General features: G+C 60.1%; 14 protein-coding genes. 6 read left to right on the top strand and 8 right to left on the bottom strand.

The features are described from left to right. The 3 genes from C1D09_RS30365 to C1D09_RS30355 form a co-directional block, all read right to left on the bottom strand. The coding region (locus C1D09_RS30365) for a peptidoglycan L,D-endopeptidase MepK (RefSeq protein ID WP_143977646.1) at positions 1-1,468 on the bottom strand (1,468 nt) is incomplete at its 3' end. A 207-nt stretch (positions 1,469-1,675) separates the two neighbouring features. Continuing rightward, positions 1,676-2,818 (bottom strand): hypothetical protein, encoded by a 1,143-nt coding sequence (locus C1D09_RS30360; protein ID WP_143977645.1) that lies wholly within the window; start codon positions 2,816-2,818, stop codon positions 1,676-1,678. A 203-nt stretch (positions 2,819-3,021) separates the two neighbouring features. Then, entirely contained in the window at positions 3,022-3,804 is a 783-nt protein-coding gene (locus C1D09_RS30355) for a methyltransferase family protein (RefSeq protein ID WP_246135932.1), read from the bottom strand. Positions 3,805-3,870: 66 nt separating this feature from the next. Here C1D09_RS30355 and C1D09_RS30350 point away from each other — a divergent pair, with 66 nt between their 5' ends. Next, positions 3,871-4,767: a sterol desaturase family protein gene (locus C1D09_RS30350; RefSeq protein WP_425463434.1), complete on the top strand. Its 897-nt coding sequence runs from the start codon at positions 3,871-3,873 to the stop codon at positions 4,765-4,767. Positions 4,768-4,786: 19 nt separating this feature from the next. Here C1D09_RS30350 and C1D09_RS30345 read toward each other — a convergent pair whose 3' ends face one another. From C1D09_RS30345 to C1D09_RS30325, 5 genes are read right to left on the bottom strand one after another with little or no spacing between them, the layout of a single operon-like run. Next, the gene (locus tag C1D09_RS30345) at positions 4,787-5,311 is read right to left on the bottom strand and encodes a prepilin peptidase (RefSeq protein ID WP_143977643.1); all 525 of its coding nucleotides are present in this window, start codon (positions 5,309-5,311) and stop codon (positions 4,787-4,789) included. A 1-nt stretch (position 5,312) separates the two neighbouring features. Continuing rightward, entirely contained in the window at positions 5,313-5,870 is a 558-nt protein-coding gene (locus tag C1D09_RS30340) for a tetratricopeptide repeat protein (protein ID WP_167514818.1), read from the bottom strand. A 53-nt stretch (positions 5,871-5,923) separates the two neighbouring features. Continuing rightward, on the bottom strand, positions 5,924-6,874 hold the full coding sequence (locus C1D09_RS30335; RefSeq protein WP_143977641.1) for a type II secretion system F family protein: 951 nt from the start codon (positions 6,872-6,874) through the stop codon (positions 5,924-5,926). A 14-nt stretch (positions 6,875-6,888) separates the two neighbouring features. Further along, positions 6,889-7,824 (bottom strand): type II secretion system F family protein, encoded by a 936-nt coding sequence (locus C1D09_RS30330; RefSeq protein ID WP_246135931.1) that lies wholly within the window; start codon positions 7,822-7,824, stop codon positions 6,889-6,891. Between the two features lie 35 nt (positions 7,825-7,859). After that, the gene (locus C1D09_RS30325; RefSeq protein WP_143977639.1) at positions 7,860-9,245 is read right to left on the bottom strand and encodes a TadA family conjugal transfer-associated ATPase; all 1,386 of its coding nucleotides are present in this window, start codon (positions 9,243-9,245) and stop codon (positions 7,860-7,862) included. Between the two features lie 541 nt (positions 9,246-9,786). On the opposite strand from C1D09_RS30325, the gene C1D09_RS30320 reads away from it, so the two are divergent. From C1D09_RS30320 to C1D09_RS30300, 5 genes are all read left to right on the top strand, one after another. Beyond that, a complete protein-coding gene (locus C1D09_RS30320; protein ID WP_143977638.1) occupies positions 9,787-9,969 on the top strand; it encodes a Flp family type IVb pilin in 183 nt (60 codons plus the stop codon). A 241-nt stretch (positions 9,970-10,210) separates the two neighbouring features. Then, on the top strand, positions 10,211-10,393 hold the full coding sequence (locus tag C1D09_RS30315; RefSeq protein WP_143977637.1) for a Flp family type IVb pilin: 183 nt from the start codon (positions 10,211-10,213) through the stop codon (positions 10,391-10,393). 102 nt (positions 10,394-10,495) lie between these two features. Then, positions 10,496-11,560, top strand: coding sequence for a Flp pilus assembly protein CpaB (gene cpaB / locus C1D09_RS30310; protein ID WP_143977636.1), 1,065 nt, complete (start codon positions 10,496-10,498; stop codon positions 11,558-11,560). A 42-nt stretch (positions 11,561-11,602) separates the two neighbouring features. Further along, positions 11,603-13,048: a type II and III secretion system protein family protein gene (locus tag C1D09_RS30305; protein WP_143977635.1), complete on the top strand. Its 1,446-nt coding sequence runs from the start codon at positions 11,603-11,605 to the stop codon at positions 13,046-13,048. Further along, positions 13,035-13,239: hypothetical protein (locus C1D09_RS30300; protein WP_143977634.1), on the top strand; the 205-nt coding region annotated here is incomplete at its 3' end. The genes C1D09_RS30305 and C1D09_RS30300, both read left to right, overlap by 14 nt.

Genomic DNA, 13,239 nt, shown 5'->3' with positions numbered 1-13,239 from the left:
CTGCCGAGCCTCCCTCAGGGATGCGCCGATCCGCTACGGGCACAATCACGGCGGTGGCCTCGGGATCGAGGCGTGGCTGGACACGATCGGCCTTGGGGCTGGTCCTGACACGATCCTCGGGTTTCGGTGCCGGAACGGCAACCTGCCGAGCGGTCGATGCATCAAGGACGGTATCGGGATGGTGCATGGCCAGCAAGGCAGCGACGGCATCGGCGGATCTGGCCGCTTCCGGCTGGCGCACCGCGCTTGCCTCAGTCTGCGGCCGCCATGTCGGCAACGGGATGTTGTGCGCCACCATGTCCGGCGCGCTGGCGGCAACGGCATCCGTCTTGCCCACGGGCGTTTCGGCATTGGCCGTCCCCAGCTTGGGCGCGGAGAGTTCGACCTGCGCCGTGGACGCGCTTGCCATCGCGAACGGCGCGGTTTGCGGGGCCGGAATGCTGGCCGCGGCGGCGGCACGCGGGGCGAAGGCGGGCAACGGCACCGAGCCGGGCGCCATGGCCATCACGATCGCTTCCGGCGTCTTGCCCTTCTGCTCGGCGAGCGGCTCTTGCGCCGCCAACTGGATGTCCGCCCGCTGGGCGTCCTGCGGCGGCACGATTGCGATGCCCTGCCCCGCGGTCATGGGTTCAACAGGCCTGGCCGGTTTGCGTGGCATGGGTGCCGCTTCGGCGATATCCTCGGACTCGTCGGCGCCGCGCCCGCCCAGAAGCGTCGCCAGCAGGCCGCGCGACTTGCGCTGACCGCCGTCGGCGCTTGCGATCTCGATGTTGGGCGTGCCGGCGGCCTTGCGCGATTTGTAGGCGGCAAGCGCCTGGTCGTAGCCGGGCAGCGGCCTGCCGTCGCTCGGCACATGCAGCGTGTTGCCGTCCGGGAAGACCCTGGCAAGTTCCTGGCGGCTGATGCCCGGCCAATGCCGCACATTGCCGACGTCCATGTGAATGAAAGGCGAGCCGGAGGTCGGATAAAAACCGACGCCGCCGCCCTGCATCCTGAGGCCGATGTCGCGCAGCTTCTTCAGCGGCACATCCGGCAGGAAGAAGTCCATGGCGCGGCCGACCATGTGCTGGCTTTCCCGGGCAACGCCCTTCGAGCGGCTGCGCAGCATGGCGTTGGTCGCCGGCGACCGATAGGCGCTGACCACATGGATATAGCCGCTCGAGCCGCTGGCGCGATAGGCCTGCCAGACGAGGTCGAGCAGGCGCGGATCCATCCTGGTCGGCTCGTTGCGGCGCCAGTCGCGCAGCATGAAATTGATCTTCTTCAATCCTGCCTGGTCGTAGCGCCCGCTGCGCTTGAAGACGATCTCCGCCTTCTCGCCGGTATGCAGATGCTGGATCTTCAAGGCACGCGTCTCGGCGAACGCAGTGGTGACGCACAGGCAAAGCAACGCGACGATGATAGCCGGCAACCGTGTCCAACGATGGGAGGCGCCGGGCGTGTTCAGTTCGCTTTCAGTCACGTTCATGCCTTGCACATTGCTCTTGTTTCGGGCGATTTGACGACTTCGCCGGAAGCGGAGCCTTCCTTTCGAACCCTGGACACGCAGGCTTCACCAGGCAGGCGGGCACCCGTCCTACAAACCCGTCCCGTCGATGAATAGCATCTTGGTTAACGAATCGTGTTCGCGCAGGAAACGGGCGTTCCCTGCGCGGAATGAATTCAACCGACAGCTTCAGCGGAACAGATATTTCGAGACTTCCGGATTGCCGCGCCGCCACATCACATTGTCCAGGAAGTAGTGGTGCACGTTGATGAAGATCCAGGCGATGAAGAGGAAGAGCGACGAGCCTAGTACCGCCTTGTTGTAGGGAACCAGGTCGGTCAACGCCATCGGCACCAGCCAGAAACCGAGCGCTCCAAGGATTGCGCCGAAGACGATGAAGGCCAGCACCCGCAACCTGTAGCGTGGTCCGAGAATGGCGAAGACCTTCAACGGCGACTTCTCGACGGCATCCGCGCGGTCGCGCTCGACATTGGTCTGGTAGCGCCAGACCACCGCCAGATACTGCAACGAATGCATCGCCGGCACGACGAGCAGCCAGAGCGGGTTCAGCGTCACGAACAGGATCCATGCATAGAGGGACACGACATAGGCGACGACGCCGTTATAGGGCAGCGCGCCACCATGTTTGCGCCAGCGGTTGATGAACATTACGGCGGTTGCCGCCGAGGAGGCGGCCGCGATCGACATGGCGATGGTGATGAGCCATGGCGGGACCGCGAAAGTGTAATAGTCCAGACCCCAGAACTGCCTTTGGGTGATCACCACGTTCGTCTGAAGCCAGGCAAACAGCCAGACGGCATAACCGTTGAACAGCAGCACCTTCTTGTCCTGGTCGCTGAAGAATTTTCGCTTCAGCACGGCATCCACCATCAGCATGCCGTAGCCCTGCTTGACGTAGTGCCAGCCGACGAAAAAGCCCATGGCGTTTGTCGCATTGCCCAGCAGGCGGGCGTTTCCCGTCAGCGAGCCATAGGCAAAGAAGGCAATCATGGCCAAGGGGACGACGATGCCCGCGAGAATATAGCGTATCTGAAGGCTCCGGCCGTAGCCCTCGCCGCGAACCTTGCGCGCGAAACCGCGATAGAAGATCTGGTACGAATGACCGAAATGCGGCTGGTTTATAAGGTGGGAAAGCAAGAACATCGTCAGCGTCACGGTGGCTTCATACCGCAGCGGCAGGAAATACAGGACCGGCAGGATGAAAAGCGCGCTTCCGCCAAGCATGAAGAAGTCGATGAACGGCCCAAAGAGATATTTTTGTGGGGCGACGGCTGCTGAAGCCGGAGCGTCCGCCGAAAGGTGAAGTGCCATGGTGCCTTCTCCCTGTGGTGGTCTATTTAGCCATCGACCTGGTTGTCCGGCAAGGTGTGGCGCAGCTATCACGATCATGCTCCCGCCAAGTATACTCTTGCGGAAACGATACTGCCGGCACACGACCGCCGGCCGTCTCAACGAGCTACGCTATCAGACTCCACCCATTGCGAGGTGGATTGCTCTGGAATCGGGGCGGTCTGTCACCGTCCAGGCGCGGGCACTTCCACACGGCGGAACCGCGGCAGCAGCATAGGAACGCGCCGAGCGTATTCTTCATATTCAGGGAACGTCTGTCGAAGGATGCCTTCCTCGTTCCGTGCACGTCGATACTGTACGAGAAATTGGACCGCGCCCAACGCCACCATCAAGACCGACAGGTGCGAAAGGATCATTCCGAGAATGAATGTCGCCTCGCAGATGTAGAGCGGATGGCGCACAATGGAATATGGGCCAGAGGTAACCAATTGCCGGGCCGTAGCCATGATGGAGAAAGAACGGCCGAGCCAGTAGAGGCAAAACACGGAACCCATCATGCCGATGAAAATCAAGCACAGCGCCACCATTTGCGCTGCCTCGCTTTCCAGTGCTGGGGTCACAAACAGTGCAACGATGATCAGGAAAGTACCGGCTACGGAAGTGACCCTTGGTTCGATTCCCTGCGCGGTTCCTTTCGGCGGGAGGCGACCGACCGTCAGGAAAACCTGCAAAGCGGATATAACAGTCGCCAAGACCTGATTGACGACGGCTAGCGAATTTACGGCTGGGTTCTGATGGAGATACGAGAACACAGGAATCGCGCTAAGAACCGCGAGAAACGTCATGATGCAGACGATCGCGATACGACCAAGAAAATCTTCATTCAACATTTCGCCACCCCCTGCCAGGCGGCACTGAAGCACTCCTTGCGAGCGCCGACAAGCAAATGGTTTCCTAAGCGTTAACGTCCAAACTGACAGTTGGTCGAGATGCATCACAGAAGCCATCCACGCCTCCCGGCTGGACGTCTGGACGTCTGGACGTTCTGTTAACTGTTTGGAAACCATTGTCTTGTGTGCCGAACCACGAAGTGGTTCACTCCTCTCCAAGAGGACGTCGTAGATGACAGAGAGATAGAGCTAATGGACCTGCTTGGTCTGCAAGCGCTGCTTATTTGTGCCCTGATCTTCGTGCCGCTGGAGCACATCCTCGCCCTGCGGCCGCAGCAGAAGACATTCCGCAAGGGTCTCGGCACCGATGTGATCTACGCACTGGTCAACGGTGCGTTCCTCAAGATCTGCATTTTCCTTATGGCGGCGTCGGCAATGTATGCGTCGGCGTCCTTGGTGCCGGCGAGGGTGACGATGGCAGTGAGCGGTCAGGCAACATGGCTCCAGGTCACAGAGATCATCATCCTGGCCGATCTCGGCGTCTACGCCTCCCACCGGGCGTTTCACGCCATCCCGGCGCTCTGGAGATTTCACGCCATCCATCACGGCATCGAGGAGTTGGACTGGATGGCTGCTTTCCGGGCGCATCCGGTGGACCAGATCATCACCAAGGCCGTCTCGCTTCTGCCGGTATTCTTTCTGGGGTTTTCGTTGGAATCCATTGCGGCATACTTCATCATCGCTACCGGGCATGCCTTGCTTCTACACGCCAACGTCAGGATGAACTTCGGGCCGCTCAAATGGGTGATCGCAAGCCCGCAATTCCACCATTGGCATCACGCCGATCAACGCGACGCCTACGACAAGAACTTCGCCAGTCACTTGGCCATCATCGATGCGTTGTTCGGCACGTTCCATGTTCCAGGCTCCAGAATGCCCGAGAAATATGGTGTCGATGAATCGATCCCGACGGATTATGTCGGCCAGCACGGCTACCCGTTCGTGCGCAGGACTCAACAGGGCCGGAATACCGGGGATGCCGCCATCAAGCCGACGCCCGAAGAAGTAGCGCGCGGGTAACCCGGCGCCCGTCAATTGTTCACGTCGACAGAGAGCCGGGCACCACAAATCCGTATCCGACCTGCAAGGCGAGTATGCAAATCGACGCCACGGAGATCGGTACGCCAAACGGGACGACACCTTTGCGATCAAGATGTTGCACGTAGACACGGAACGCGCCTTGCGGCAGCAAGAATGGATTCTTCACGACCATGGCGGTGGCGAGGGCGAACAGCAGCAGCAAGATGGAAAACCCGACGAGATCATTTCCGCCGACCAGAAACGGCACGACTGCCATCAGCTTGACATCGCCCGCGCCGACCTTTCGCAGAACCCAGAACGGAAAGAGCCCCACGAAAAGCACAAGCGCGGCGATGGCGCTCAGCCCCATGTCCCACCACGATCCTGACTGAAGCGACAAAAGCAGCAGCGATCCTGCCCCCATGCAGAGCAGCAGCAGAGCTTCGCGATTGGCTATCTTCTGTGTCGTGAAGTCCAGCCACGCAATCCTTGCGAGCAGGGGTATGGCGAGTGCTTTCAGCAGCAGCACTTCGACGAGCAACATGCTAGCGCTCGATGTTCTGCACGCTCGACGACAGCAGCTTCAGATTGTTGGCCACGGTCGGATCGTTGGGCGCCAGTTCATAGGCCTTCAGGAAACTCTTGCGTGCGTCCTGCAGTTTGCCGCGCAGCAAATAGGAGTAGCCGACATTGTTGTAATATTCAGCCGACGCGCCAACCAGCTTGAAGGCTCGCCCATATGCCCGGTCGGCGAGGTCGAAGCGATGGATGCGATCGCAGGAGGCGGCCAGTCCCATCCAGGCGCCGCCGTCATTAGGCGAGAGCTGTGTCGCCTTGAAGAACAAGGCACCAGCATTGCCGTAATTTTCGGCGCGAAACTGGTTCGTGGCTTCGGCGACGGCCTGGTCCGAGGCGTGATATTCGACGTCGCTGACCGTTTTCAGTCCATCGAAGGCATCGCCAAACGACGTGACGTCGCCTTTCGACGGTTCGTTGGTGCGCACGACACCATCGGTGCTGTCCGCACCTTTCGTTTGGCAACCGGCAATCGCCATCAAAAGACTGGCTGCGGCTACGGCTGCGAGGCGCATTGGCCCTGTCATCTTATCCCCCGAGAGTCCGCCGACTCCATTTTAGAACCAAAGCATATAAACATTCAGAAGAAAATGCCCTTCATGCGTATGAGCACCGGCAACATGACGACCATCATCACGACCGGAAAGATGCAGAGGCCCAGCGGGATCATCATCTTGACCGGCAGCGCGTTGGCACGTTCCTCCGCGCTCATGATTCTCTGGTTGCGCATTTCATCGCTATAAATGCGCAGGGCGTCCGTAAGACTCGTGCCCAGCTCTTCCGATTGACGAAACAGAACCGCCAGGGCGCGCGCCTCGTCGAGCCCAATGCGATCGGCAAGTTCGCGCAATGCCTCGCGCAAGGGTTTGCCCGCACGCAATTGCAGGGTCACGATCGAGAGCTGAATGCCCAACCATTTGTGGGTCCCGGCCAGTTCCGCGCCAACGCGCTCCACGGCCGCCTCGAGGCTCATCCCGGCGTCGGCACAGGTGATCATCATGTCCATGAAGTCGGGAAAACCGCGCCGATAGACCTGCTTTTGCCGGCTCTCGAAGCGGTCGAGAGCAATGCTGGGAATCACAAGACAGCCGAGCCCAATCAAGGCTGAACCAGCAAATGCAACAAACCCAGGCAATTGCGGCGGCAACACCCGGGATAGAAGGGCATAGCAGGTCAGAAAGCCGATACAGACGGCGCCGAGGCGAGAGAGCGTGTAAACGACCGGCGCGCTTGACTGATAGAATCCCGCCCGGAACAGTTTCGCCTCCAGGGCATTTGGCTCGCCTCGTTCTTTTTCCAGGCCGCGGAAATAGGCATCGACCGGCCGCTGCGCGGAAATCTTGTTGAGCTCCTGCTGGGCATGGAGCGAGCGGCGGTTGGTGATCCCCTCGGCCAACAGGGTTTGTGTGACCAGCTTCCTTGTCTGGAAAACCGGGATGAGGACAAAGGCGGCCAGCAAGAAAAGCGCCACTGCCGCCAGGAAGATGGCGAGTGACAACAGCGTGGCTGAATTCCCTAGATTGGTAAACACGTCCCTGCCCGCCACTAGAAATCGAAATTGACCATTCGGTACATTATGAAGTCGCCCAACAGCGCCCAAGATCCAAAGATCACAAACACCGGTACGACGATCGGGTTACCCCAGACGTCACCGTAGAAGCTCGGAGCGGCGATCGACAGGACGCCAAGCATCAGAAGCGGAAACAGCGAGATTATCCAGGCCGACATGCGGCCTTCAGCCGACAGCGCCCTGATCTTCATGCGCAGTTTCCGGCGTTCACGCAGTACCGACGACAGGTTCGACAATATCTCGGTGAGATTGCCGCCCGTCTTGGCCTGAATGGACAGCGAAACCGAAAGCAGATGCAGGCCTTCGAAGCCGACCCGCTCCGACAGTTTTCGAACTGCCTGCTCCAGACTGAGGCCAAAGCTGATTTCGTCGGAAACAATGCCGAATTCAGTGCCGAGCGGATCGGGCATTTCACGTGCGACGAGCCCTATCGCGACGGTGGTTGGATGGCCGGCGCGCAGAGAGCGCACGATCATGTCGAGTGCGTCGGGGAGCTGGACCGCAAATTTCTTGATTCGCTTGTCCCGGGCGCTTCGCAAAACGAGAATCGGTAGAGCAAATCCGACAATCAGGAAGACGATGACCGCAACAATGACGGAAAAGTGCAGAAGCAACGGCAAAAGGAGCGCCAAAACGAGACCGGCAAGCAGGAATACAGCAAGGAACGCCAATGGATTGCCGGTGATGCCGGATTGCGTATAGAGCCGGTTAAGCGCGATTGCGCCGAAGATGAAGTCCCCCGACGCGGTGAGCCCGCGTTCCTGCAACAGTCCCTGCAAACTCTGCTCGGCCGGCTTCTCTTCTCCCAGTCGCTGCAAGCGCCGATTTATGATGCCTGCCCGCGCTCGCCGGCCGGCGATTGAGAGGAAAAAGGATTCGGCGGCTAGAATGACCGACGCGGCCGCCAGCACATAGATGAAGTAGAGGAGGGTCTGACCGGTCGGCATCAGAGTGGAACCTGCGGATTGAACGCATCTTTTGCGAAATGGTATCCCATCGCCGCGGCTTCAGTGGCAAAACGCGGCCGTACGCCGGTGGCGCGAAATTCACCGACAATCGCGCCATCGGCCCGGACATCGCGCCGAACGAAGTGATAGATTTCCTGAAGCTGGACAACGTTGCCTTCCATGCCGGTCAGTTCCGATATGGAAGTGACGCGCCTGCCGCCGTCCGAGAGCCGTTGTGTCTGTACGATGATATCGATCGCCGAGGCGATTTGCGCGCGAATGGAATCATTGGTCATCGGCATGCCGGCCATGCCGACCATCTGCTCGAGCCGCGAGATCGCATCGCGCGGCGTGTTGGCGTGGATGGTGGTCATCGAGCCTTCATGGCCGGTGTTCATCGCCTGCAGCATGTCGAACGCTTCCTCGCCGCGCACCTCGCCGACGATGATGCGGTCCGGTCGCATGCGCAGCGCGTTCTTGAGCAACTCGCGCTGGCGCACCTCGCCCTTACCCTCGACATTGGGCGGGCGCGTCTCCAGCCGTCCGACATGCGGTTGCTGCAGCTGCAGTTCCGCCGCATCCTCGATGGTGATCAGGCGTTCCCTCGACGGGATGTAGCTCGACAACGCGTTGAGGAGGGTGGTCTTGCCGCTGCCGGTGCCGCCGGAAACCAGAATCGACTTGCGCGACTGCACGGCGATGCGCAGCAGATCGACCATTGGAGAGCGGATGGAATTGAACGCCATCAGACGTTCGAGCGAATAAGGGTTCTTCGAGAATTTGCGGATCGACACCAGCGGACCGTCGACCGAGATCGGCCGGACAGCAATGTTGACGCGTGAGCCGTCCGCCAGCCGGGCGTCTACCATCGGCGCCGATTCATCGACGCGCCGGCCGATAGCCGAGACAATCTTGTTGATGACGCGCAACAGATGCGCCTCGTCGCGGAAGCGAATCGCGGTTTCCTCGATCACGCCATACCGCTCGATGAAGACACGCTTGTGCGTGTTGATCAGAATGTCGGCAATCGACTCGTCTTTCAGCAATGGCTCGATCGGTCCCAGGCCAAGCATTTCGTCGGCCGTGTCGCTGGTCAGTTGATCGAGTTCGCGCGCGTTCAGCGGGACGTTGCGACCGCGCACGAACTCGCGCACAATGGGACGAATTTCGTTCAGGATCTCGTCCTTCGACGCAGTCTCGAGCGACGCGAGGTTGAACCGGTCAATCAGATGTCGATGCAGATCGACTTTCAACGCCAGGAACTCGTCGCCATGCGGTTCGAGATCGGCGATGGGCGGGGCGCCGCCGGCAACTTGGAGGACCGCCATCGACTCCTGCTTTGGCTCGATCCGCGTCTCGCCACCCTTGATGAACCGCCCCAGCATAATCCCTTATACCCCTTCAGCGCATATTAGCGGAAACTAAACGTTAACCAAGCGCCGCACAAGCGCCGGAAGGGCTCACGCCCAGGCAATACTTTCAACATAGTTAAGAAGCGACGCTAGAAAATATCGTTTTTGTTTCCGGTCTCCATGCCGTCAACCATCAGTGGAGCACCACGCCTCGGAGCGCCCGAGCCCCTTGCGCGCTCATATACCGATCCTCCATCCCATAATTGGCTATAACCCCTTAGATATAAAGGAATATGCCATATTGCTAAAATAGGATTGGCTCAATTAGTGGGACGACATAATTGTGAACGAATGGTTAAGAGCGCTTGAAAAATTAGACGAATCAAGGTGTTGCTGAAATTCAAGGCCACGCTCAACTCGTGGGTTCATGTATTGGGAAGTTAAGGAACCGTTAATCGCGTTTGACTCTGCAATTTCTCGGGACCTAGGATCGAAGTGACGGGGGATGCTTGGGTATGGGGTTCATCCTTGGCTCTGTCTCGTCGGGTTCAAACCTCCAAAGGGAGAAATTGACATGAAGAAGCTCATGACGATGACCCGGCAGTTCCGCGACGATGAGAACGGCGCTGCTATGGTCGAATACACGGTGCTGCTCGGCATCATCACCGTAGCGGTCATCGCGACGGTGGTGCTGGTCGGGACCTGGGTCTCCGGCAGATGGACTGCGCTGAATACCGCTCTTACAGCTGCGGCATAGTTCGCTGGCGGGCCTAGCAAAAGGCTTAGGCCCGCCGCTCTCACCAGAAGGTCAAACGACCTCCTGCGTGCTATCGTAGTTGGTTGGCAGGCAGCATACGCGCAGATATCGGCATAATGATCGGTCTCGACGTTGTGTTTGGTGTGTTGAATGTCGACTTGAGAGTGACGGGGGATGCATGAGTATGGATGTCATCCTCAGCTGATCTCGCCGGTTTCAACCTCCAATGGGAGAAATTCGCATGAGGAAGTTCATGACGATGGCCGGGCAGTTCCGCGACGATGAGAACGGCGCTGCCATGGTCGAATATACAGTCTTGCTCGGCATCATCACGGTGGCCGTAATAGCGACCGTTGTCTTGGTTGGTGCATGGGTCAGCGGGCAGTGGACGACACTTAACACGACACTTACTGCCGCTGCTTAGTGATAATCGGCAGGCCTGGGCGCAAATGCCTGGGCCGGCCTCTTTTCAACCAGAGACAGGCGACCCTCGGGGGGCACGTAGTCGATTGAGTGGGTTGGGGTTATGCGCGCAAATACAGTCATCATGATCGTTCTCGCCGGCGTGTTCGGCGTGCTCGCGGTGGTGCTCGCCAATATCTGGCTGGCCAACCAGCGCAGTGCGCTTGCGCAAACGAACGATATCCAGCGTGACACAGTCGTTGTGGCCGCGGTGGCGCTGAAGTTCGGCGACACGCTGTCCGCGGACAAATTGCGTGAGGTCGCGTGGCCCGCAGGCGCGGTCCCGGCAGGCGCATTCAGGACGGCAGAGGAACTTCTCACCAAGGACGTTCCGGTTGGCGGAGGCCCCAAGCAGGCGTTGCAGTCAATCGGCGTCAACGAACCGGTTCTCGCAAGCAAGATCACCGGCCCCGGCCAGCGCGCCACGCTTTCGGCGGTGCTTGGCGAAGGCATGAAGGCAGTTTCCATCCGCGTCAACGATGTGCTGGGTGTCGCGGGCTTCGTCTTCCCGGGGGACCGTGTGGATGTGCTGCTGACGCGGACCGTCCGAAGCAACGACGGCACGGACCAGAGTTTCGTCGACGTGCTGCTGCAGGGCATGAAGGTGCTCGCCGTCGACCAGGTTGCCGACGAAAGCAAGGACAGCCCGACCGTCGTCAAATCGGTGACGCTCGAGGCCAGCACCAAGGATGCACAGAAGCTGACGCTGGCAGCGGGTGCCGGCCAATTGTCGCTGGCGCTTCGCCAGGCCGCCGCCAGCAAGGGCGAAACGACGGAGCGGGTGACGCTTTCCGACCTGACCGGCGAAATGCCGGCCGACGTCGCCAAAAAGCAGGCCGAACTCGCAAAGCAGGCCGCCGCCGACGCTGCCGCGGCAGCCGAACGCCAGCGTGCGGAAGAGGCCCAGAAGCGCGCCGACGACAAGATCGCGGGACTGGCACAGGCAGTGGACCGAGTGGGAAGCAAGCTGGACGAGTTGGGCAAGGTCAAGCCGCTTCCCGCCGTGGCGTCCTCGCCGGAAGTCCAGGAAGTCGTCAAATATGTCACACCTGAGCCGCCGTCGCGTGCCACGGTGGGTGTTTTCCGGGGTGTGAAGCTCGAGACATATGACGTGCCGCGCCAACCATGATAAGCTGCAACTAATAAAATGAGCACTGGCGGGGAGTTGGGGATGCAGGGGTCTTGGTTGAGGATGGCGGCGGCCGCGTTGTCCTGTCTGGCAGCGCTGTCGTTTTCGAGCCTGGCGGCCGGTGCAGCCGACCGCTTCATCGATGTGTCGAACCCCAGCGTCCATCGTGTCTTCCTGCCGATGTCGCAGTCGGTGACGATCGCGGTGAACGCCACTCTTGGCGATATCGTCGTCGGTGACGAAAAAATCGCCGACGCGCAGCCGATGACCGACCGCACTCTCTATGTCATCGGCAAGGGTGCCGGCACCACCACGGTCAATCTGTTCTCACCTGAAAAGCGCTCGCTCGGCGTTATCCAGATCGAGGTCGGCGTCGACGTCAGCGACATGGCGCAGGCGATCCGCCAGGTGGCGCCAAGGTCGCGCATCGAAGTCGCCTCGGTCAACGGCAGGGTCAGGCTTGGCGGTCATGTCAAGGACGGCGCCACGCTGGCGGCCATCCTGGAAGTGGCGAAGCAATATGGTCCCGACGACATCATCAATTCCGTGACGGTCGACGAGAGCCAGCAGGTCAATCTCGAAGTGCGCGTGCTGGAAGCCAAGCGCAACGCCGGCCGGGATCTCGGCGTGTCGATCAGGAGCACAAACAGCCGTGGTACGACGCAAGTCGGAACCGGGATTACCGCCGTCGACAAGGACAACGTGGTGCTCGGCACCGGCGGCTTTCTCAGCGACCTCCTGTCCACCTCGACGCCATTTGGGGCGCTGCTCACTCGCGTCATCGACAGCAACATCAAGGTCGATCTGTACATCGAGGCGCTTGAGGCCAAGGGCGCGGTGCGCACGCTTGCCAATCCCAATCTCACCACGCTCTCCGGCGAGCAGGCAAGCTTCAACGCCGGTGGTGAAGTTCCTATCAGAACTCTCGACAAGAACGGCGAGATCAGCATCGTCTACAAGCAATTCGGCGTCAATCTTCTGTTCACGCCGGTCGTACTCGACGACGGCAAGATCCACATGAACCTGGCGCCGGAAGTCAGCGACCTGAACGGCTTCACCACCGCCGGCGACCCGATTTTCACCAACCGCAAACTGTCCACCGTCGTTGAATTGCGCGACGGCCAGAGCTTCGCGGTCGGAGGGCTCCTGTCCACCAAGACCACCAAGCTGCAGAACCAGGTGCCATGGCTCGGCCAGGTGCCGGTCATCGGGACGCTGTTCCGCAATTCGAGTAACCAGAAAGAAGAGACGGAACTGGTGGTCATCGTCACGCCGCACCTCGTGCGGCCCGTGAAACCCGGCGAACAGTTGGAGACGCCGTTCGACAAGACGCGGCCGGCCAACGACCCGGAATTCTTTGTGCTCGGCCAGCTCGAGGTGAACAAGGACATGATCCGGAAATATGAAACCGGCGACGGCGTCACCGGCCCCTATGGCCATATGCTCAACTTCAAATCGAAGGACAAGATGCTCTATGTCAAGAAATAGCGCCTTGATCCTCGTGCTGAGCGCCGGCCTGCTGACGGGTTGTGCCGCCGACTATCTGAACCACTATGATTCGGTGACCTTGGCCGCCGGCGACACACAGACGCACAATTCGCTTCTGCAGACGGTCGATCCGTTCAACCCGGCCTCCAGGAATACCAGGATCGAAGGGGACGGCCAGCGCGCAGCCGCTG

Source organism: Mesorhizobium intechi, assembly GCF_002879535.1.
GTDB lineage: Bacteria > Pseudomonadota > Alphaproteobacteria > Rhizobiales > Rhizobiaceae > Mesorhizobium > Mesorhizobium intechi.
The sequence above is the reverse complement of the archived record's forward strand: the minus strand, read 5'-3'. Positions and strand labels throughout refer to the sequence as shown.

Excerpts from the sequence above, each read along its gene's own strand:
- C1D09_RS30360 (WP_143977645.1), bottom strand. The coding sequence starts at position 2,818 with ATGGCACTTCACCTTTCGGCGGACGCTCCGGCTTCAGCAGCCGTCGCC.
- C1D09_RS30355 (WP_246135932.1), bottom strand. The coding sequence starts at position 3,804 with ATGGCTTCTGTGATGCATCTCGACCAACTGTCAGTTTGGACGTTAACG.
- C1D09_RS30345 (WP_143977643.1), bottom strand. The coding sequence starts at position 5,311 with ATGTTGCTCGTCGAAGTGCTGCTGCTGAAAGCACTCGCCATACCCCTG.
- C1D09_RS30340 (WP_167514818.1), bottom strand. The coding sequence starts at position 5,870 with ATGACAGGGCCAATGCGCCTCGCAGCCGTAGCCGCAGCCAGTCTTTTG.
- C1D09_RS30325 (WP_143977639.1), bottom strand. The coding sequence starts at position 9,245 with ATGCTGGGGCGGTTCATCAAGGGTGGCGAGACGCGGATCGAGCCAAAG.
- C1D09_RS30320 (WP_143977638.1), top strand. The coding sequence starts at position 9,787 with ATGAAGAAGCTCATGACGATGACCCGGCAGTTCCGCGACGATGAGAAC.
- C1D09_RS30315 (WP_143977637.1), top strand. The coding sequence starts at position 10,211 with ATGAGGAAGTTCATGACGATGGCCGGGCAGTTCCGCGACGATGAGAAC.
- cpaB (WP_143977636.1), top strand. The coding sequence starts at position 10,496 with ATGCGCGCAAATACAGTCATCATGATCGTTCTCGCCGGCGTGTTCGGC.
- C1D09_RS30305 (WP_143977635.1), top strand. The coding sequence starts at position 11,603 with ATGCAGGGGTCTTGGTTGAGGATGGCGGCGGCCGCGTTGTCCTGTCTG.